General features: G+C 46.5%; 17 protein-coding genes. 4 read left to right on the top strand and 13 right to left on the bottom strand.

Annotation, left to right across the window (positions count from 1 at the left end):
• Positions 1-20: 20 nt before the first annotated feature.
• On the bottom strand, positions 21-1,667 hold the full coding sequence (locus tag DV872_RS08750) for a LysM peptidoglycan-binding domain-containing protein (protein WP_114629545.1): 1,647 nt from the start codon (positions 1,665-1,667) through the stop codon (positions 21-23).
• Positions 1,668-2,108: 441 nt separating this feature from the next.
• On the opposite strand from DV872_RS08750, the gene DV872_RS08740 reads away from it, so the two are divergent.
• A complete protein-coding gene (locus tag DV872_RS08740) occupies positions 2,109-2,462 on the top strand; it encodes a helix-turn-helix domain-containing protein (RefSeq protein WP_114629543.1) in 354 nt (117 codons plus the stop codon).
• 16 nt (positions 2,463-2,478) lie between these two features.
• Here the strand turns inward: DV872_RS08740 and rsmD are convergent, their stop codons facing one another.
• The 9 genes from rsmD to DV872_RS08695 all read right to left on the bottom strand — a co-directional run bounded on the left by rsmD (position 2,479) and on the right by DV872_RS08695 (position 15,396).
• A complete protein-coding gene (gene rsmD, locus DV872_RS08735; RefSeq protein WP_114629542.1) occupies positions 2,479-3,009 on the bottom strand; it encodes a 16S rRNA (guanine(966)-N(2))-methyltransferase RsmD in 531 nt (176 codons plus the stop codon).
• Positions 3,010-3,138: 129 nt separating this feature from the next.
• Positions 3,139-5,205 carry an ATP-dependent DNA helicase RecG gene (gene recG / locus DV872_RS08730; RefSeq protein WP_114629541.1) on the bottom strand — a complete coding sequence of 689 codons (2,067 nt, stop codon included), beginning with the start codon at positions 5,203-5,205 and terminating at the stop codon, positions 3,139-3,141.
• A gap of 6 nt (positions 5,206-5,211) precedes the next feature.
• Complete coding sequence (locus DV872_RS08725) at positions 5,212-5,799, bottom strand: YggT family protein (protein ID WP_114629540.1); 588 nt, start codon at positions 5,797-5,799, stop codon at positions 5,212-5,214.
• Between the two features lie 30 nt (positions 5,800-5,829).
• A complete protein-coding gene (dnaE, locus tag DV872_RS08720; protein ID WP_114629539.1) occupies positions 5,830-9,255 on the bottom strand; it encodes a DNA polymerase III subunit alpha in 3,426 nt (1,141 codons plus the stop codon).
• A gap of 92 nt (positions 9,256-9,347) precedes the next feature.
• A complete protein-coding gene (locus DV872_RS08715) occupies positions 9,348-10,235 on the bottom strand; it encodes a xanthine dehydrogenase family protein subunit M (RefSeq protein WP_114629537.1) in 888 nt (295 codons plus the stop codon).
• Complete coding sequence (locus tag DV872_RS08710) at positions 10,232-10,705, bottom strand: (2Fe-2S)-binding protein (RefSeq protein WP_114629535.1); 474 nt, start codon at positions 10,703-10,705, stop codon at positions 10,232-10,234. Before DV872_RS08710 ends, DV872_RS08715 begins: the two co-directional genes overlap by 4 nt.
• The gene (locus DV872_RS08705) at positions 10,705-12,744 is read right to left on the bottom strand and encodes a xanthine dehydrogenase family protein (RefSeq protein ID WP_114629533.1); all 2,040 of its coding nucleotides are present in this window, start codon (positions 12,742-12,744) and stop codon (positions 10,705-10,707) included. The genes DV872_RS08710 and DV872_RS08705 overlap by 1 nt, the downstream gene beginning before the upstream one ends.
• Complete coding sequence (locus tag DV872_RS08700) at positions 12,744-13,934, bottom strand: DegT/DnrJ/EryC1/StrS aminotransferase family protein (protein ID WP_171832079.1); 1,191 nt, start codon at positions 13,932-13,934, stop codon at positions 12,744-12,746. The genes DV872_RS08705 and DV872_RS08700 overlap by 1 nt, the downstream gene beginning before the upstream one ends.
• A complete protein-coding gene (locus tag DV872_RS08695) occupies positions 13,918-15,396 on the bottom strand; it encodes a nucleoside-diphosphate sugar epimerase/dehydratase (RefSeq protein WP_114629529.1) in 1,479 nt (492 codons plus the stop codon). The genes DV872_RS08700 and DV872_RS08695 overlap by 17 nt, the downstream gene beginning before the upstream one ends.
• A 125-nt stretch (positions 15,397-15,521) precedes the next feature.
• Here DV872_RS08695 and DV872_RS08690 point away from each other — a divergent pair, with 125 nt between their 5' ends.
• Genes DV872_RS08690 through DV872_RS08680 form a run of 3 tightly spaced genes read left to right on the top strand, consistent with a single transcriptional unit; the run spans position 15,522 to position 17,905 of the window.
• The gene (locus tag DV872_RS08690; protein ID WP_114629528.1) at positions 15,522-15,971 is read left to right on the top strand and encodes a hypothetical protein; all 450 of its coding nucleotides are present in this window, start codon (positions 15,522-15,524) and stop codon (positions 15,969-15,971) included.
• Positions 15,972-15,985: 14 nt separating this feature from the next.
• Positions 15,986-17,149, top strand: coding sequence for a hypothetical protein (locus DV872_RS08685; protein WP_114629526.1), 1,164 nt, complete (start codon positions 15,986-15,988; stop codon positions 17,147-17,149).
• 18 nt (positions 17,150-17,167) lie between these two features.
• Positions 17,168-17,905 (top strand): TylF/MycF/NovP-related O-methyltransferase, encoded by a 738-nt coding sequence (locus tag DV872_RS08680; RefSeq protein ID WP_114629524.1) that lies wholly within the window; start codon positions 17,168-17,170, stop codon positions 17,903-17,905.
• Between the two features lie 23 nt (positions 17,906-17,928).
• Here the strand turns inward: DV872_RS08680 and sfsA are convergent, their stop codons facing one another.
• From sfsA to DV872_RS08665, 3 genes are read right to left on the bottom strand one after another with little or no spacing between them, the layout of a single operon-like run.
• The gene (sfsA, locus tag DV872_RS08675; protein ID WP_114629522.1) at positions 17,929-19,050 is read right to left on the bottom strand and encodes a DNA/RNA nuclease SfsA; all 1,122 of its coding nucleotides are present in this window, start codon (positions 19,048-19,050) and stop codon (positions 17,929-17,931) included.
• Positions 19,047-19,586, bottom strand: a complete 540-nt coding sequence (locus DV872_RS08670) for a TlpA disulfide reductase family protein (RefSeq protein ID WP_114629520.1) — start codon at positions 19,584-19,586, stop codon at positions 19,047-19,049. Before DV872_RS08670 ends, sfsA begins: the two co-directional genes overlap by 4 nt.
• 31 nt (positions 19,587-19,617) lie before the next feature.
• A complete protein-coding gene (locus tag DV872_RS08665) occupies positions 19,618-20,310 on the bottom strand; it encodes a CPBP family intramembrane glutamic endopeptidase (RefSeq protein WP_114629518.1) in 693 nt (230 codons plus the stop codon).
• Between the last annotated feature and the right edge of the window lie 42 nt (positions 20,311-20,352).

Raw genomic sequence — 20,352 nt, 5'->3', positions numbered from 1 at the left:
TCTAATTAGGATTAAGCATTTTAATTAAAATAGGAGACAATGCCTCTGACAATTCTATCGGCATCGTCCTGTCTGAGTTCTTCATTTCGAATAGCCCAGGCATTATTTCTGTATGCCAGATTTCTCACTTCCACCAGAGCGGATACTCCGGCGGGATTATTATGCAGTACTCTTATATCCTGAGCACGGGATATGGAACCCAGTCCCATATTTTTACTGAGATGTTCAGCCAGCTCCTGAGAAGCAGTTCCGCTCTCATCCGGATGATAAAGTACTCTGCTTCCTTCACCATCTCCGGGATTATTATCCGCATGAATACTGATAAAGGCGGTTTTCTTTTTTCTTATTCCGTCCAGATATTCTGCGGCTGCCTCTTTTCTCTGATCAAGACCCCAGGTATTACCCACAGGCCATACATAGCGACGGTCCAGGCTGTTGATGATTCTGCTGTTGTAAACTTCATTTTTCTGATTCACAAAAGTGATGGATGCATCCTCTGTGGTCCTTATGGTCTGATTAGGGCTGATAACCGTAAGGTGAACATCGGCACCATGACGGATCAGGTCTCTGTATACTCTGAGACTTATATCATAGCAGTATTCGTCTTCAACAACATAGACTTTATTTCCGTAGCCATCGCTGTTTTCCACTATGGCTCCAGGATCAAGACCGCCGTGTCCCGGATCAAGGATAATGGTATAACCTTTAAGCTTTCTGCTCATTGGGGGGAGGGACTTTGCTGCTTCGGTGAATTCATCCATCAGAGCAGCGGCATCCTTGTAATTGACAAGGGGGTCATTCAGATCTTCTTCATAGTAGTCGGCTGAGGGTTGGGTTCTCCTGCCTGTGGGACTCGAGAAATAGAGGGCCGGTATGAGATTCACTGCTGCAAGGCGGAGTTCGGTCTCTTCCACTGGCTGTTCAGTTGTTTCTTTTGGAGTTGAGTCTGTCGGAGTACTGCGGGCAGCCAATACTACCTCATCATCGCTGAGTTCCAGAGTCACAGGATAAAGCTGAAGTGCCATTCCTTTCCTCAGGAAATCGGAGCTTAGATTATTCCAGTTTTTGATATCATCCATGGAGAGTTCATAACGTTTTGAGATATTCCATAGTGAATCTCCCTGTGCAACCGTAACTGTCTGAGGCCGGGGGGCTGTCAGTTTGATGGTCTGCCCCAGCTTAAGGCTGCTGCTGTTAAGCATATTGATCTGTTTAAGACGTTCCTGGGAAATATTGAATTTGAGGGATATCCAGCTCAGGGTATCACCTTTCTGTACGGTCCATATCTCTCCCGCATAGGGTGGCCGGATCAGTTCAAGCTCCTGAGCTCTGCGGAGCATGGTGTTTTTCATTTTATTGACTGACATCAGTTTTTCCTGTGGAATGCCGTAACGGGCGGCAATCCCTGAGAGTGTCTCTCCAGAGCTTACAATATGCTTATCTGCATAACTCTGAGGTATTTTAAGCTCTTCACCGCTGAAAAGAACATCCCGATTCAAGTTGTTGAGATTTTTAAGCTCTTCTACGGAGCAGTCATACTCACTGGCCAGTGAGTAGAGGCTTTCTCCAGGTTCCACTTTATGGAGTGATTCTATAGAAAATGGACTCATCAGGGGCAGAAGTATAAACACAGAGATGATCAGAGGTTTTCGGAAAGTATAACTCATAATCCTTTATCGAAATAAAACCGGCTATTTCTTAGAGAAAGATACAGGGGATTTTTAATCCTGTATTCTGTTTTTTGAAGAATAAAGGAGTTCTGCTACCTAATATACAGTAATCAAGATTTCTCAAAATTACAGAAAAGCTTACTCGGCACTTTCAGCATTGACTTGATGGGTAATCAAAAATGCATTACATTTGTATGGAATACACGGTAGAAATAAATAAGAAGGTTCTTAGAAGAGTATTAAAGATGCCTTCTTCAAGACAGGATGATTTTTTTGATCTGGTAGAAGATCTCAGAGTTGGGGGACCTATTCAGAAAGGGTGGAAAAACTTCAGTTCTTTGAATCATGAGAGGTCTGAGTTTCATTGTCATCTAGGCTATCGCTGGGTTGCCTGTTGGAGAATAATCTCTGAAGAAAAGCTTAAATTGGAGGTATATTATGCAGGCAGTCGTGAAAAAGCCCCATATTGAAATCAATGCCGATACTATTCCGGAAGAACTTATCCGTTTCCTTAACGATACTTATGGTTATGTTGATATCATAGATGATGATGAGCTGATTGATATCAGAGCGACAGACTGGTACCAGGCTCGATTGAAACGTTCTACTCCTGGTTCTTCTTTACGTAGGTACCGTAAAAGAAATGGAATGAGTCAGTCTGAACTGGCAGCACAAATTGGAACCGTAAAACAGAACGTTTCAGCCATGGAGCGTGGGAGCAGAGGAATCAGCAAAGTAATGGTATTAAAGTTATCAGAAATATTTCAGGTTTCTCCAGCAAGGTTTATCTGATCATACATTTGTCTGCCTAGTCCCTGGTATAAAAAATCAGCTTTGATCTCCCATATTCCCGCAGGTCATACTGTCTGAAACTTCCCAAAGTTTCCGGAAAACTCTCCTCTCCGGGATAGTGCATGGTGAGTGTACCTCCCTTTTTCAGAACTCCTGAAGATTCCGCCAGTTGCAGAACTTCAAGTTTCTGTTTAAAAGGAAAAGGTGGATCAAGATGCACAATATCATATTCTCTACCAATCCTGGGGAGAAATTTTTCAACTGGTGTCATAAAGAGTTTTATCTCCGTTTCCACCCAGCTGATGTTCTCATAAATTGTTTTTTTCTTGATATGATCTTTCTCCACCAAATGGACCGGTTCGGCACCTCTGGATGCTGCTTCAATTCCAACAGAGCCTGAGCCTGAAAAAATATCGAGAAAGGAGAGACCATCAAGGGGCCCGAGAATGGAAAACATGGATTCCCGCATTCTATCCATGGCGGGACGGATTACGCCCTTTGGACATTTTATTGTTCTGCCTTTGTAACGGCCGCCTGTAATTCTCATATTAGCTCCTGTCTACCAGAGTGAGTAATATCCTTAGGCCTCTGCCAATGTATTTCTCTCTGCTGTTATTCAATTTAGACCTAAGGGTCTCCTGTAAAAAAAATCCTCTGCAGATTTCTGCTGAGGCAGTCAGCCTGTGCGGATCAGTGTCTCACTAAAGGGTGGAGCCGCATCCCAGAGTTCCTTCAATACAGAATTTTCTTCTGAGGAAAGTGCAGGGTCCAGCTCGAGGACTGCCAGAACATCCTTTCTGGCCTGCATAAGAACTTCGCTGTCCCTGATCATATCGGCTATTCTGAATTTCATATACCCCGACTGCCTGACTCCTGCTATCTCACCGGGGCCTCTCAGCTTGAGATCCTCTTCGGCTATGATAAATCCATCGCTATTCTCCATCATGATTTTAAGACGCTGTTTCCCCTCGTCCGTAAGTTTATTGCTGTAAATCAGGAAGGCAAAGGATTGAAGATCACTACGACCTACACGTCCTCTGAGCTGGTGGAGTGCGGAAAGTCCAAAACGCTCGGCATGTTCGATAACCATGATTGTAGCATTGGGAACATCTACTCCTACTTCAACAACCGATGTTGCCACCAGGATATCTGTCTCGCCATGGGAAAAACCCTCCATCCTCTCCTTCTTATCATCATCAGGAATTCTTGAGTGGATCAGTGCCAGGGATCGATCTGGAAATATTTTCTGAAGATGGGCATACATATTCTCCGCATCCTTAAGATCAATTTTTTCAGACTGCTCTATCAGGGGATAGACAAAATAGGCCTGCTGTCCTTTTCTTAGTTCTTCACGGACAAAGCTGTAGACCTTCTCTTCATTTCCCTCCCGGGTCAGGTGAGTCTCTATGGCCTTTCTGCCGGCGGGCATGGTTTTGATACTCGAAACATCCAGATCGCCGAAGGCGGTCATGGCCAGTGTCCGGGGGATAGGAGTGGCTGTCATATAAAGCAGATCTACGCAGCTCCCTTTTTCTGCCAGGGCCTGCCGCTGGGTAACACCGAAACGGTGCTGTTCGTCTATAACCGCCAGTCCCAGGTTTTTATATTCTACATCTTTTGAAAAGAGGGCATGGGTGCCGATAACAAAATCTACATTTCCCTCTTCAAGCTGTTTCAGCAGGTTGCGTCTCCCTTCTCCCTGGGTATTCCCGGAGAGATAGGCTATGGCGAGACCCAGAGGTTCCAGGAGCCGGGCTGCCGATTCAGCATGCTGCCGGGCAAGAAGTTCGGTAGGTGCCATCAGGGCGGCCTGCCTTCCTCCCCTTATAACATTGAGGGCGGATATAAAGGCCACCAGGGTTTTACCCGAGCCTACATCTCCCTGTATCAGGCGGTTCATGGGGCGTCCTGTTTCCAGATCGGCGCAGATTTCATCCAGTACCTTATCCTGATCAACTGTCAGTTTGAAAGGGAGGGATTCTCTCAGCTTTGACTCAAGCTCTCTGTTGAGTCCACTTTTAGTACTGCGCTTGATACTTCTCTCTTTCAGGGCATTCCTGCCTACGGCTATCTGCAGATGAAAGAGTTCTTCGTATATAAAATAGGATCTGCTTCCTTCAAGCTCTGATGGATTCTGAGGTTTATGGATTGCTATGAGAGCGCTGAGCCTGTCGGGGAAATCAAACTGCTGAGAAAGAGACGAGGGGAGTTCTTCCCTCAGGCCGGGAGTGTATTCTTTCAGCGCCTGATTTACAGCCTTTCGAATTACATTCTGATTCAGACTTCCTCCCAGTGGGTAAACCGGCAGAAGTTTTCCGAATACTTCCGGATTGGCTGAGGCAGGTTCAGATTCAAAATCCGCACAGCTCCACTCTCCGAATTTGTACTGGAAATGTCCATGAAGGAAGATCTGGCTCCCGTCGAGATATTTGTTGCCCAGGAAATTACGGTGATAACAGAGAAGTGTGCCCCTGGCCGAATCATCCTCCACCAGGAGTTTGAGAGTCTGCTTTCCTTTCCAGTAGAAACTGTCCCGTCCGACCACCGTCATTACAGTATTGACTGCATCCACTCCGGCTGCCTGGAGGATCGTCTTTTTTGTTTGATGATCCTCATAGCGCAGAGGGTAATGGGACAGAAGTTGTCCCACAGTGAGTATACCCATGGCAGACAGTGATTTATGGTGGTTAGGACCGATTCCTTTCAGACGATTTACCGGCTGCAGCAGTTCTCCAAGGAACATGGAACACTAGAGTCCTATCAGGAAACTGAACAGGTAGGCAAATCCGAAACCGAGACCGACTCTCAATACCAGCAGAATGGCTGCTGAAATCCCAAGGCCGGTGGTGAACTTCACAGTCTTGGTGGTAAAAAATCCCAGGATTCTTGCAACTGACTTATAGAGAAGGTTGTCGATCTGAAACAGAACCTGATGACTCCACTTCGCAAAAAACAGAAGAGTTATCAGTCGGAATATCATAAGGACAATAAAAATGTTGATAAAGAAAGCGAAGAAACTCCAGATCGTGTTCAGGATATAAACCACAATCATCATGGGGTCCAGGGTCCCTGAGACGGCAAGAGAGGTAAATATCTGGGAAACCATACCCAGAACAGCTATACCTACAACAGGTGAAAAGTCCATCATTCCGACGCGGAGCCAGGTGATGCTTTTGAATTTATTCAGATATGGATCTGTAACCTTGATAAGTATCTCGACACCCTTTCCATTGACACGACCCTGAAACCAGCTGAGAAGAACTCGGAAGATTATCAGCAGCATGTATACAGAAACAGCGGCAGCGAGAAATTGAAAAACAGCCTGTAATGGACTCATATTAATACTCCCTTAAGATTCTGGTAGGATTTACTCCTTCCAGACATTTGATACAATAGGATATCGCCCGATTTCCTTCAAGACAGCAGGGGCGGGGCTGATGGATATCTGACCTGAAATTTTAACTACGAATTTCTTACTGGGACGCTTGAGATGAAGGAAGACTGAACTGCTTCCACCCCTGTCCTGGAGAAAAGATCGGAAGTCTACAAGTTCATCGGTGAGAAAATCGCGTTCTTCAAGTTCAATATGAATTTCACTTGATTGTATCTCCCTCATATCCTCAGGGACAAACATCTCTTTTACCTTGAAACTCGGTTCATTCCGGGAGAGATCCACCTGTCCTGTGAATCCAAGGACCTTGTCTTCTTCCAGAAGATGTGCATATTTTTCATAGGTTTTTGAAAAGAGAACCAGGTCGATACTGCCGTTGAAGTCTTCGACGGTGGCAAAGGCCATTTTAGAACCTTTCTTTGTCATAAGGGAGCGGACCCCCTTGATCATTCCCATGATGGTATAATCTTTCTCAGAGGAGGCCCTGAAGGCCTTGTCCAGTTTGAGGTTGGTACATTTATTCCAGTAGGTTCTGAATTCGTCCAGAGGATGACCGGAGAAGTAGAATCCCAGATTGTCTTTCTCAATCTGCAGAATCTCCTTATTTTCCCAGTCGGGGACCACTTCCAGAGTAAGAACCGGGGTAATCTCATCCTGATTGTCTCCAAAGAGGGAAACCTGTCCGAACTGACTCTGCTCTTTGATGCTGTTTACATGATCCAGCATCTTTTCCAGGTTGTGGAGGAGGGTGGCTCTATTGGACGATTCGATCTTGTCGAAAAGACCGGACTGTATACCCACTTCCAGAACTTTTTTATTTACTGAACGAAGATCGACTCGTTCAAGAAAATCCATAAAGGATTCATAAAGGCCGTTGGCCTCTCTTTCGGCGATCATTACATCCACCGCAGCTGAACCCATCCCCTTAATTCCGATAAGACCGTAGAAAACCTTGTTGTCCACAACATTGAAGAATTTTTCGGAGTAGTTGATGTCGGGAGCGAGGATCTCGATTCCCTCATCCCTGGCGCTTTCCATGTATTCGGTCATCTTTGTGGTGTCGCTGATCTCATTGGTCAGGTTCGCTGCCCAGAATTCAGCCGGATGGTTAGCCTTGCAGTAGGCTGTTTTATAGGCAACCACCGAGTAGGCTGCTGCATGTGATTTGTTAAAACCGTAACCTGCAAAGGGCTCAAGCATATCGAAGATGCCCGAAGCGTGCTTCTCGGCGTGACCGATCTTTTTGGCACCGGCGATAAACTCGACCTTCATCTTCTCCATGTCTTTCAGTTTCTTCTTACCCATGGCACGACGCAGAATATCCGCTTTACCCAGGGAGAATCCGCCGATAATCTGGGCTACCTTCATTACCTGTTCCTGGTAGACAATGACTCCGTAGGTCGGAGTCAATAGTTCTTCAAGAGAGGGGTCAGGAAACTTGATGGTTCTGGGATTCTTCTTTCCTTCAATAAACTGGGGGATAAACTGCAGTGGACCCGGTCTGTAGAGGGCATTCAAGGCTATTAAGTCTTCAATGTTATTCGGTTTGGCATCCTTAAGAATTTTTTGCATTCCTGATGACTCAAACTGGAATACCGCAGTTGATTTTCCATTACTGAGCATATCAAAGGTGGACTTATCCTCTTCTGATACTGTATTTACATCAAAATCGGGATCAATTTTCTGTACTAGTCCCTCTACATTCTTGAGAAGTGTAAGAGTTTTAAGTCCAAGGAAGTCCATCTTTACGAGGCCGCAGGGCTCAATGATATCCATGGTAAACTCAGTCGTGATTTCACCGGTTTTCTGATCCTTGTAGAGTGGAACATAGTCGGTGAGAACGGAGTTCCCTATGACCTTGCCGCAGGCATGGGTAGAGATATGCCTGTTCATACCTTCCAGAACACTGGCAGTCTCAAAAAGCTCTTTGTAAGCTCCTCCCCGGTCATAGAATTCTTTAAGTTTTGGTTCTATCTCCAGAGCAACTTCGGTATTTATCTTACGTCCGTCCGGGGCCTTCCCTTCGGGGATGAGTTTTGTAATAACGTTTGATTCGGCAAAGGGGATATCCAGTACTCTGGCTACATCCTTGAGAACGGCCTTGGTTTTAAGGGTTCCGAAAGTACAGATTCCTCCTACCTGGTCGTGACCGTATTTCCGGTTGACGTACTCAATAACTTCGCCGCGACGTTCGAAGCAGAAGTCGATATCAAAGTCAGGCATGGATACACGTTCGGGGTTAAGGAATCTTTCAAAGAGCAGGTCGTATTTGAGAGGATCTATGTCTGTTATCTTCATGGCATAAGCAATGATTGAACCTGCTCCTGATCCTCGACCGGGGCCTACGGGGATGTCGTGGACTCTTGCCCAATGAATAAAGTCCCATACAATAAGGAAATAACCTTCAAATCCCATGCCCAGGAGAATGTCCAGTTCGTACTCGACTCTTTTTGTAATTTCATCTGTTACTTCGTTGTAACGTTCTTTGATTCCCTCCCATGTAAGGTGTGTCAGGTACTGCGCCTGGGTCTCAAAGTTTTCGGGAATCACATATTCCGGGAGAATCGGGCCCGGCTGAGGAATTATCAGATCACATTTTTCTGCGAGACGGACTGTGTTTTCAAGGGCTCCGGGAATATTGCCGAACATTTCATGCATCTGTTCAGGAGTCTTGAAGTACATCTCCGTTTTATCCATTTTGAAACGTTTTTCATCATCCATTTTCTTACCGGTACCGATACAGACCAGGATGTCCTGTGCCCTGGCATGTTCTTTCTTGAGGTAATGGATGTCGTTTGTGGCGATAATGGGGATGCCTGTCTCGGCATGGATTTTCTTGATTCCCTCTATAACTATTTTTTCTTCGGGAATATCATGATCCATGATCTCCAGGTAAAAATTCCCTTCACCGAAGAGTTCATTGTATTCAACGGCCTTGTCTCTGGCTTTTTCGTAGTCACCGGCGACCAGATAGCGAGGAATTTCTCCTCCCAGACATGCTGTGGAGCAGATAAGTCCCTCATGATGAGCTCTCAGAAGATCATCATCAATCCTCGGTTTATAATAGAAACCTTCAATAAAACCCTTGGAGACCAGAATCATCAGGTTCCGGTAACCCTCTTCATTTTTACAGTAGAGAACCATATGGAAGTTTTTATAACCGCTGGTCTGTTTTTCCTGACGGGTGGTGGGTGAGACATAAACCTCGCAGCCTACTACCGGATTGATCCCGGCACCATGACAGGCCTGCTCGAAGCGAAGGGCACCGAAGAGGTTTCCATGGTCTGTGAGCCCAAGGTGTTTCATCCCCATTTCCTGAGCCATCTCAACGTATTTGGGAATACGGGCGGCACCGTCCAGAAGTGAATAATCAGAATGATTGTGAAGATGAACGAATTCCAAGGAACTCCTCCCGAAGTTTTACATATTTTATTTTATCAATATAGTGCAGAGCCCTGATCCCTGGCAAGAAGAAGGGATCGGAACTTGTCTCTTTAGAACTGCATTTCTCCGGATTCTGACGGATCAGCCAGAGATTCAAGAAGTTGACGAAAAAGACTGTTCATCAGATATTCTTCGTAGGGGTTTTCCGGCTTTTTATAGTACTTGTAAAGATCCGCCATAATATCATCCAGATCCTTATGACCCATGGGGAAGCGGCGGCCCATAAGATTGGCCTCCATATCTCTGCTGCGCATCATAAAAAGACCGCCGTTTGTAAAGGCAACCCTTATATCCGAGAGAACACCCTTATCCATGGAGGCCAGGGCATTGATGGTGAAAAAATCGTTTCCCTTAATATTCACCTTCCGATGGAAGTGGACGCGGCCGTCGTAAAAGGGTATGCGGATACGGCTTAACAGCTCTCCTTCACCCAGGTTCAGGCTCCCGTCGGCAGATATAAAAGTATTGATATGAATCCATTTTGACTTATAGGAGGCCCGCCCGTTCAGTCTCCTTTTGACATGTCTCAGTTCCAGTCTGGAATCCAGCAGCAGGAGCACGGGATAAAGATCCATTCTTCTGTCGGAAATACAGAGGTTACCGCCTATTGTGGATACATTTCTGATTGGATGGGGGCCCATATGCTGCAGAGTCTCCATAAGCAGCTTCGAAGATTGGCCTCTCTGGGAATCAATCATCTCATTGATGGTCACACAGCTTCCCAATTCGGTATAACGATCTGTCCTTGTTACTTTCTTCAGTTCATCCAGCTGATTTATGGCCAGGATACTGTGATGTTCCGATCCGGGCTTGAAGGTATGATTCATCAGATGTGTACCTCCCGCCATAATCACCGAGCCCGGTGCTTTGTTAAAGAGATTCAGGAGAACAGTCATATTCTGGGGGATATGGACATGAAAGGCTGTGTGTTCTTTCACTTGAGCCTCCGTTGTCTGAATCTTGCTGCTGTCAAAATCCCGGATTTCAGGGTTTCATAGGGTGTGCAGCTGCAGTTTACCGTGGTAAGAATCTCCTGGAGCTGTCTTTCATCGGGGCGTTTGTAGCGGTCCAGAAGAATTCCTGTTGTAAGGGTTCTTGTGGGGGCACAGAAATCACAGAGATGAACCCCTTCCTGCTTGAACCCTCTGTATACATCTTCAAATTCTTCGGTCTCTGCATAGCCTTCGATGGTCATGACTTCCCTGTTTCTTATCTGAAAAACAGGAATAAGGCAGGAATAGACAAGTTTTCCATCCAGAACCACCGAACAGAGGCCGCAGTATCCCTTGCCGCATGCATTTCTCAGCCCGTTCAGGCCGAACTCATCTCTCAGTACGTCGGAAAGATTGAAATAGGCCGGTACATCTACACTGACCTCTTTTGAATTTAATGTAAAAGGAATCAGCATTAAAGGCCTCCTGACAGCAGGGATGCTGAGTTTACCGGCAGACCTGTAATGGATATTCCCGATGCCTGGGAAACTGCCTGAATAAAGGCGGGGGGTATGGTTCCCAGAGCCAGACCTTCGAGGCCGCCCGGAGGGGTCGTTTTTTTACTGTCCTCTTCAAATTGAAGGTGGAGTTCCGGGAAGAGACTCGGTTTGATTGCCTGTTTCTCCATGCACTGAGTCAGTGCCAGGCGCACTTCGGCCTCTACAAAGGAGCGGGCTGCCGGAGGATCAAGCAAGGTTCCACAGTGTATGCTCAGCCAGATCCTGGGAATCATGATCTCTTTTGTAGCCGTATATAATGATACTTCCACAACCGCACAACCCCAGGATGGGTTTGAGAAGGGATGGCCTATCATCTCCTTTTCATTCCATTCATTTGCGGTACGTCTTCTATATGATCTAGTTTCAGTAATGGGAAGTCCCTCACGGAAACGTTTTTTCTGAATTATGGAGCAGCATTGATCTATGAGCCGGGTAAATACAATGACATTCCGGGACAGACAGGCCGGACCGTTAAAGCTGTGTTCATCGGGACGATCCTGAATCAGATTGATCTGGTCTTCTTCAATACTGAGGGCGCTTGAAATATTTTTCTTCCAGATGGCCAGGATTCCCGGAGAAGCGGGGACTGTTCCTAGCTGTACATCAAGGTTTCCCTCTATCTGCAGAGTCGCGGATACAGACGCTGCCGTAAGAAGTTTGTCTCTGCTGAGAAACTCATAACCCTGACGGCTGGCGGCCATCCCTATGCCGGTGAATCCCGAGGGTGTTATTTCGAGGATGGTTTTATTAGTCCGGATCTGTCTTGAAACGGCATGTTTTCTGGTGTAATCCGAGGCTTCAGTAAGTGATTTGATCATATCGGCAAGAGGCGGAGTCTGGCGAATCTTTCCCATTGTTGTGTTCAAATTCCCCTTGGAAGAGAGGTTCTGACAGCGCCAGATGGCAGGATCATGTCCGCTTTCAACCGCAATATAATTGGCCAGCATCTCTATACCGAAGGCTCCCTGAGCCAGTCCCCAGGTACTCAGGGGCAGCCAGGGGGGAGTATTGCTTTTAAAACTCTTAACTTTAATATCCATATGACGGCACTGATAAAGACCCGCTGCTCCAAGACAGAGCCGTGTGACAACTTCTGATGAGAAACAACCGTAGGCTCCGGCATTCAGATGGATTTCGGCCTCAAGAGCTGTCAGGCGGCCGCCGGAATCTATGCCGGCGGTATAGCTGTAGCGGATCTCTTTTTTATACCGCTCTTCGTTTTCCGAAATAAGTTTGACCGGTTGTCGGAGTATACTTGTAGCACAGACAGCCAGTGCCGCTGTGGGGATTGACTGCCATATATGGGAGTCCCATGTTCTTCCTGCGGGATTGAAATGCATTTCAACCTGTTTTCTGCTGATGCCGGCTGCCTGAGCACAGAGCTTCCTGAGCAATGAGGGCCACTGGCTGTGAAGATGGAGAACATAGGTTCCTCCCTCCTTGCTGCAGTAGACTCCCTGTCTGGGATAGACGGGAACTTCAGGTATGGTCAGGGTAAAACTGCCTTGCAGTATGGAATCAGCTTTTTCAAGGCCCCTGAGAGTGGAGCCTTTCTGGATTCTTTTTTCCGCCGGACATGCCCGGCGATCCCGCATCTGATAGGGCGGGAATTTCGGAGTAGGGCTGATGACAATTTCGATCTGCTGTCTTATTTTAAAAAGCTCATCCGGGTCCGGGCCGGTCAGTAAGCCGACAGCCTGACCTTTATAAAGAATTTCATCCTCCACCAGGAGGGGAATCTCTTCATCAGGGTAGGGGAGGATGTTTTTTCCGGGGATATCTTCGGCTTTAAAAAAATTTATATGCGAAGGAAGGCGGGGAAGGTTTATCTCTTTCAGTATTCCCGGAGCCTTCTGAGCTCTGAGCTGAAGGGCATAAACCATTTTTTTTGAGGAGATATCTTCGGGGAAACGGACCTGTCCGGCAAGCCTGTTCCTGAATTTATCTTCACTCATTAACTCATTCCGGCCTTAAGCAGATCAATGACTGTTTCACAGACTCTCTGAATCTGTTCTCTGCTCATATCGGGAAAAAGAGGCAGGCTGACAACTCTCCGGTACAACTCTGAAGAGAGCGGATAGTCTTCTTCCTTCAGTGAATAGTATTTTTTATAGTAGCTCATCATATGGAGGGGTTTGAAGTGTACCGATGTTCCTACTCCCCTTTCATTGAGCATCCGGATAAAATCATTCCGGCTGATGTTGAGTTTTTCAAGTTTCAGGGTAATTATAAAAAGATGCCAGGCATGATCTTCTTTCCAGCGGGGAAGGTCCAGCAGCTCCGATACTTCTGAATTACCCAGGATATTCAGATAAGTCTGTGCCGCCTCTTTTCTCTTATTAAGAAATTCCACAGCACGTCTGAGCTGTACTCTTCCGATGGCTGCTGCCATATCGCTCATATTGTATTTGAAACCCGGGGCTATGACATCATATTCCCAGGGGGCTCCTGTTTCTGTATACCTTGCCCACACAGCTTTGTTGATTCCATGGAGTCTCATGACGTTGACTCGATCTCTTATCTTTTCACTGCCTGTGACGACCATTCCGCCTTCACCTGTTGTAATTGTCTTATTGGCGTAGAACGAGTAGACAGCCGCATCGGTCCAGGTCCCTATCATCCCTCTTTCGGAATTCACAGGGAAACAGTGGGCCGCATCTTCTATCAGAAAGAGATTGTATTTTCGGCTCAAGGTCCAGAGCTCTTCAAGAAATTCAGGGTCTCCGGCTATATGAACGGCCATGATCCCTTTTATGGCTGAACCCTCTTTCTGGAGAGCCCTGATTATTTTTTCACATTCTGCGGGGTCCATATTCATGCTGCCTTCTGCAGGATCAACAAAAACAGGATCAGCTCCGCAGTAGCGGATCACTTCGGCAGAGGCTGTAAAGGTATAGGTGGGAACCAGTACTTTATCTCCGGGTTTCAGACCCAGTGCTTCAAGTACAAGATGCAGTCCTGCGGTGGCTGAGTTGACTGCCAGTGCATGGGTGGCTCCCGTATAGGTCTCAAATTCCTTTTCGAATGCAAGAGCCTCGGCACCTGTGGTGAGCCAGCCGCTTCTCATGACTCTGAGAACTGCATCCTCCTCCTCTTTACCCAGAGAAGGGCGTGCAAAGGGAATTGTCTCAGTACTCAGGTTCATCATCGGGTATCCTCATTCCTGGAAAGTATTTTTTCAGAACAGATCTGAGTGCTTTTCTATTTCTGTAAAGGGAGTTGTCCGTATTGCTGTCTGTTCTGAAACAGACCGGTGCAACTTCGCCTATCAGCTGAGTTAGGGGAATAGGGAGTGGTTCAGATTTAACCTTGAAAATACGGGCGTATTCAGTCTGAGACGGCTCTTCTCCATCGCTCCACAGTCTTTCACTCACCTTTTCTCCCGGTCTCATCCCGATATAGGAGATGGGAATATCCTCTTCTTTGAATCCATAGAAGTGGATCATCTGTTTAGCCAGCTCCAGAATCTTGAGGGGTTCTCCCATATCAAGGACATAGAGTCCGCGATTCTCACCCACACCCCCTGCTTTGAGTACCAGGGAAGATGCTTCGGGTATTGTCATAAAGTAACGTGTTGTTTCCGGGTGGGTCACTGTGAGGGGACCGCCAGCGAGAATCTGTTCCTTGAACAGGGGAATTATGCTGCCCCTTGATCCAAGTACATTGCCAAAGCGGACCACCATAAAGTCCTGCCCTTTTTTGCGTTCTTCAAGAACCAGCATTTCGGCAATCCTTTTTGTGACTCCGTAGATACAGGAGGGATTAACCGCTTTGTCTGTAGATATGAGAACCAGTTTTTCTGTTCCCGCTGCTTCTGCTGCTTTTAAAAGATTGTAGGTACCGAATACATTATTTCTGACCGCTTCTACAGGGTTGTGTTCCATCATAGGAACATGTTTGTGAGCGGCACAGTGAAAAATAACATCAGCCTTAAGGCGTTTCAGGATAAAATTTGTGAATTCCGCATCCTGAAGGTCTCCAATCACAGGGACGACCGTTGCTTTTTCTCCAACCCCCCCTTCCTGCAGCAGTCTCAGTTCTTTGTTGATTCTGTAGATACTGTTTTCGCCATGACCCAAAAGGTAGAGACGTTCGGCTCCACCTGAAAGAAGCTGACGGGAGAGCTCGCTTCCGATACTTCCGCCGGCTCCTGTAATCAGAACTCTTTTTCCCCTTAGATAGGAGAGGCTTTCTACGAGATCAATCACTACCGGATTACGGCTTAAAAGGTCTTCCGGGTTAATATCCCTGGCCTGAATAAGGTGGGCATGGCCGTTAACTATCTGTGAAATATTCGGAAGAATCCTGATTCTGTTGAATTCAGCTTTACTGAGGATGCGGTAGATTATGCTCAATTCTTTTCTGTCGGCCGTGGGGATGGCTATGATAGCCTCATCAGCAGGAGTCGTCCGCAGTATTCCTGCGAATTCCTTTATAGGACCGAGAACTGGTATATTTCTTATTTTTGTACCGATTTTTTTCGGATCATCATCCAGAAAGGCCACAACTTCACCTGTATGGTTCTTGTTGCTTATTTCCAGCGCTATGTTTTCACCGGCAAAACCGGCTCCGATGATGAAGATTCTGTTCCCTTTTTTGTTGCTCACGGAAATTAGAATAACACAGTCCCCTACATTCGTTAATATACCATTTGAAAAAACACTTCCTTTTCTTTTTTAATCCGCCGATAATATGAAAAATCGAGGTGACTTTTGGACACCGGGAGTTATAAATGAAAACAAGTTCTTTTAAAAAAACTGTATTGATATGTATTTTTTCCGCATTGATTCTGGTTCCGGTTTCGGCCCGGACCGTTCTTGTACACTCTCCGTCTCCTGGAGAAAATTCAGAGGAGGAAGTAAAACAGAGTAGTCAGTCCGCAGAAGCGGGAATCATGGATGTTCTGTTTAACAGAGGCTGTATTGTCTTTTCCGATAATACAGATATGGATCTGGAAGGAATCAAAAAAATGTCTGTAAAGACAGATTCTGACTTTGCCATTGACTGGAAACTTGATGAATCCGGACTGAAGGGACGACTTATAAAGATTTCAGATATGACGATTCTGGAAGAATCACAGATATCAGTTTCAGATTATGAGAATCTATATCAAAATCATGAAGAACTATATACGGTTCTGGGAACCCGTCTGTGTGAAATGCTGGTGGGAGAACTATGGTAATCGAGGAGAGTAAAATGTTTAAACGCTTCAACATGGGAAATTCACTTCTTCAAAGAGTTTTATTATCTCTCCTGATATTTTCAGGAATTACAGCACCTCTTACGGCTCAGCCTACCTGGTCGGGGGATGCTGCGGTGGATGCTTCAGAGTTTGTTAACTTTGTAGATGATGTACCCCTGGCGGGAGCCTCAAGTTCTTTTACCAGAAATACGGTGATCCTTGTAACAAATCCGCAGAATAATAAGACCGTGGAAGTTACGATTGTTAAAAGAGCACCTCGTCCGGGTGTTTTTCTGGTTCTCAGTGAAGATGCGGGCAAGGCTCTCTCTCTTTCCTCCGGTCAGGTGATTTCTGTCCAGGTGCAGGTTGCCGAAAGCGGCATCAGAAGTGAATATGATGAGTTTAAAAGTGTTGACCCTGATATAAATCCTGGAGTGACAGTTCCTGATGAAGAGGTCCTGGAGACCGTAGTTTCCGATAAAACAGTTCCTGAAGAGGCCATTCCCGAAGCCGGAGAAGATTTTACAACGGCTCCCGGTCTCTCTTATGATGAGCCTGTTCCCGTTCCTATCCCCGGAGATAATCTGAGAGTGGACAGAGGCAGCCCCGAGGCGGAAATACATGAAGATATTATTTTGGAAGAGGTCATTCCTGTCGCAGCCATGGAAGAGAGTGACGATGTGCCTGCTTTTGCTCCAGTAGAGGAAGACATTCCCGTACTATCTCCCGAAACTCTTGCAGGGGCACCCGAAGAAACACTGGATCTGAGTGCTGTGGAGGAGTTGAGTGATACTATCCTGCCGGCAGGTGATAATGTCATCTACTTTCTGACCCCTTCAGATTTCAGACCTCCCACGCAGCCCATAGTCAGTAAAGAGGAGAGCGATGAGATTGTTCCCGTTCTTGTAGACCGGGAGACTCTGGAAGATTATATTGTCAGTCAGCTAAATAACGGCTCCTCCTATATTCAGCTTGGTGCCTACAGTACTGCTGAAAGTATTTACAGTGAGATCGAGGCGATTGAAGCCCGTTATCCCATGATTGTCTGGACAGAACAGAAGAATGGGTTGTCCCTTTATAAACTGCTTATTGGACCCCTTACGCGTGATGAAACAGGTGTTCTTTCCTACCGCTTCCGGGATTCCGGATACACAGATCTATTTCTGTACAAACCCTGAATAATTTCCTGAGGCCCCATGATAGAAAATAAAGATGAAGAAAGGGCTGCCATTCTGCGCAGCCGGGGCTGGGGATGTGAATCTCCGGCAACCCATAGAATTGATATAGAAGATTCCTTTAAGGACATATGGAAAGAAGCAGCCCCCCATACCATGATATCCATGGAGAGGGGCTATGCTGTTTATTCGGGGATCAGGCATATTGTACGCCGCGGTATTCCCGGTGATTTTGTAGAATGCGGTGTCTGGCAGGGTGGTACCTGCATGCTGATGGCTCTGAGTCTGATGCAGCTGGGTGCTGAGAAGCGGAATATCTGGATGTACGATACCTACAGCGGTATGACTGTTCCGGGGGATGAAGATAAGATTGCTTCATCGGGACAGGCAGTCTCAGAGCGCTGGGAAGAGGGCTGGTGGGCCGCAGGAACAGAGCTGGTGCGCAGTAATCTTGCAAAGACCGGATATCCCATGGACAGGTTCCGGATTGTAGCCGGTGATGTCTGTATGACCCTTGATGAAAATATTCCCGAAAAGACAGCCCTGTTGCGCCTCGATACCGACTGGTATGCCTCTACTAAGAAAGAGCTGGAGGTTCTGTATCCGGTACTTGAAAAAGGCGGTGTTCTGATTATTGACGACTATGGTCATTTCAGCGGTGCCCGTCAGGCAGTGGATGAGTATTTTATGAACGACCGGGATGCTCCTCTTTTTCAGAGAAGCGACTATACGGGACGCATGGCTCTTAAGGAAAACTGATACAGCTCCTTATTCAGGGCCCCTCAGGCGAAGGCCAGTTTATGCCTGTATCGGAACAGAAGATTCAGATACTTTCTGTTCTGCAGAGGATCATCCTTGAAGTAGAAGAGGTGGGAAGGGCAGTTGCAGTCGGAGCAGCCGAATCCCTGTATTTCATCATCCGCAATAGCCGACAGATCTCCGGCCATCGTACATTCCAAATCTCTGAGAGTATAGATCGGAAAGGCTTTTGTCTTTTCCGAAGCCTCCGCCAGATAATCTATATGCCAGTGCTTCCTCTTCCTTTTAGCCAAATGACGTTTAACTCTTGATTTAAGATTCTTCATTGCAGATCCGGCATAGATATACCATCCCTGTTTGAATTCCATCTCTCCCAGAGCTCCCACAGAAATACTGCAGTCATTCAGTTTGAGAAGAATCATATAAACACCGCTGTCTTTTTCAACAGCCCCGGCTTTATCTGTTTGTATAGGTACATCCAGTCTGGAAATGCTGAGCTCTCCATCTTCTGTGCAGGAGGCGCTGACTCCATGATACTGAACCCTGTTCCTGCAACGGGAAAGGGTCAGGGCAAAGTCGGGATCCGTATGCATATTGGGGATGAAGAGTTCTGTGTCGGGATTCATGATTACAAAGACAACATGGGTTTCTCTGTTTTTATCCTCTCCTATCTCAGAGAGCTCCTCTATATGCCTTGAGGCTCTGATTGAGGGGGCATCGGGGAACATTGCGATATTCTCTTCTATAAGGGTACAGGCTTTTACTTCCAGGAATACCTCTTTATCTCCATTGAAAAAGTGCCAGTCAAAGCGGGATTTCCCCCAGCTGTACTCGGCTTTTATCTCCCTGGCATCGGGAAATAAGCGGGGGATAATCAATTCTCCGGCAACTGCGTTTGCCTTTGCCGAGTAGAGAGGAACTGTGGCTCCGTTATATTCGGCGGCCACCAGGGTCCAGTCTGTTTTTCTTCCGGGAATTCTGCTCTTTTCCAGTGTCATACTGCGTCCGGGATTCATGAGTTCAATAAGTCTACCCGGATTGGGACAGTGGGCACGGACAATCCCTCCGGGAAGTTTTACCATCACTATAAAGCGGTTTGGTCTGGAGACAAATTCTCCTGAGGCATCGGAAGTAAATATTTTCATGGTCCGGATGCAGCCAGTTCCTTTAGACTGCGGATGATGTCGGGATGATCCCAGGGCGTATTTCCCTGACGGGAGGCCGCGAGAAATCCATTTTTATCCAGGATATAAGCTGCTGGAACTGATTTCAGGATATAGGCCTTCAGATTTGCAGGATCAGGATACAAGTAGATATCCAGGTCTAATCCCGCCTCTGCGGCCGCTTTGTAAGCCTGCGGCCTGTCTTCATTCAGATTGATCGGAGCTATAAGGATCTCACCCTCTTCAAATTCATCGTTTATTTTGTTCAGCAGGGTCAGGTCGGTCATGCTGGGAGGGATGACACTGGACCAGAAGTAGAGAATCGTAACCCTTTTCTGATTTGTCAGTTCTACGATTTCTTCATTCAGATATGCTGTAAGGGGAGGCGGGGTCATCTCTGATTTGGGAAAGGAGAAGCCCAGAGCCTTCAGCCGCCCTATCCCGCCTTCTGCAAAGAGACTGTTTCCACCAAGGATGAATAACTGGAGTATTACCAGCAGTATTGCAGTTTTTTTCATGAACACTCCCTTTAATAATGGAAAAATCGGTTTAAAAAAGTTCGCTCTGTTTCAAGTATGACAGAAGGATCATCAGGAAATTAAATATACCATGAGCTGCGGACAGAGAAAACAGAGAAAATCCTCTAAGTATCATCAGTCCCAGGAATATTCCGGAAATGAGAGCAAAGAAAGCAGCCGGCAGACCTTCATAAATATGTCCCGCCGCAAAGAGCAGGCTTATAAATATCAGGGCTTTGACAGGGGCGCTGCCGCCCTGACGAACCCTGAAAAAAGCATATCCTCTGAAAAAAAACTCTTCCATGGACGCTGCTGCCAGGCAGGTCAGCAGGCTGGGAATCAGCATGATGCCTCTGCTAAGCAATACTGCCTCCTCAGGCTTTGAATAACCGGCCCTCTGAAGCATTGTCAGAATAAAAGAGTAGAGGGAGTAAAGGAGTATCAGTCCTCCCAGGGTTATCAGGCTATGGGTTATTTTTATTTCTTCGGCCATGGCGGAAGGGCTTTCTCCGGTTTGGGGTGGAGTCTTTCGCATCAGGTAGAACAGGAGGCTTAGAATCAGCAGAGACTGCAGGATTGTCATCAGATGATAAACAGGATTGTCAAAGAGTCCGGCCGGCAGAGATCCCTGGTTAAGATAGGCAGGAAGAAAAATGATCAGAAAAATGACAGGGAATTCGGCCTTTTCTGGAATTGAGGGTATACTTATACTGATTTTGTTCAAAATGAGCCTCTTTTCACTTCGAAAACAGTTTACTTTATCTTT

The organism is Oceanispirochaeta sp. M1, from assembly GCF_003346715.1.
Classification (GTDB): Bacteria; Spirochaetota; Spirochaetia; order DSM-2461; family DSM-2461; genus Oceanispirochaeta.
Note: the sequence above shows the minus strand (reverse complement) of the source record. Positions and strands in the feature narration are given on the sequence as shown.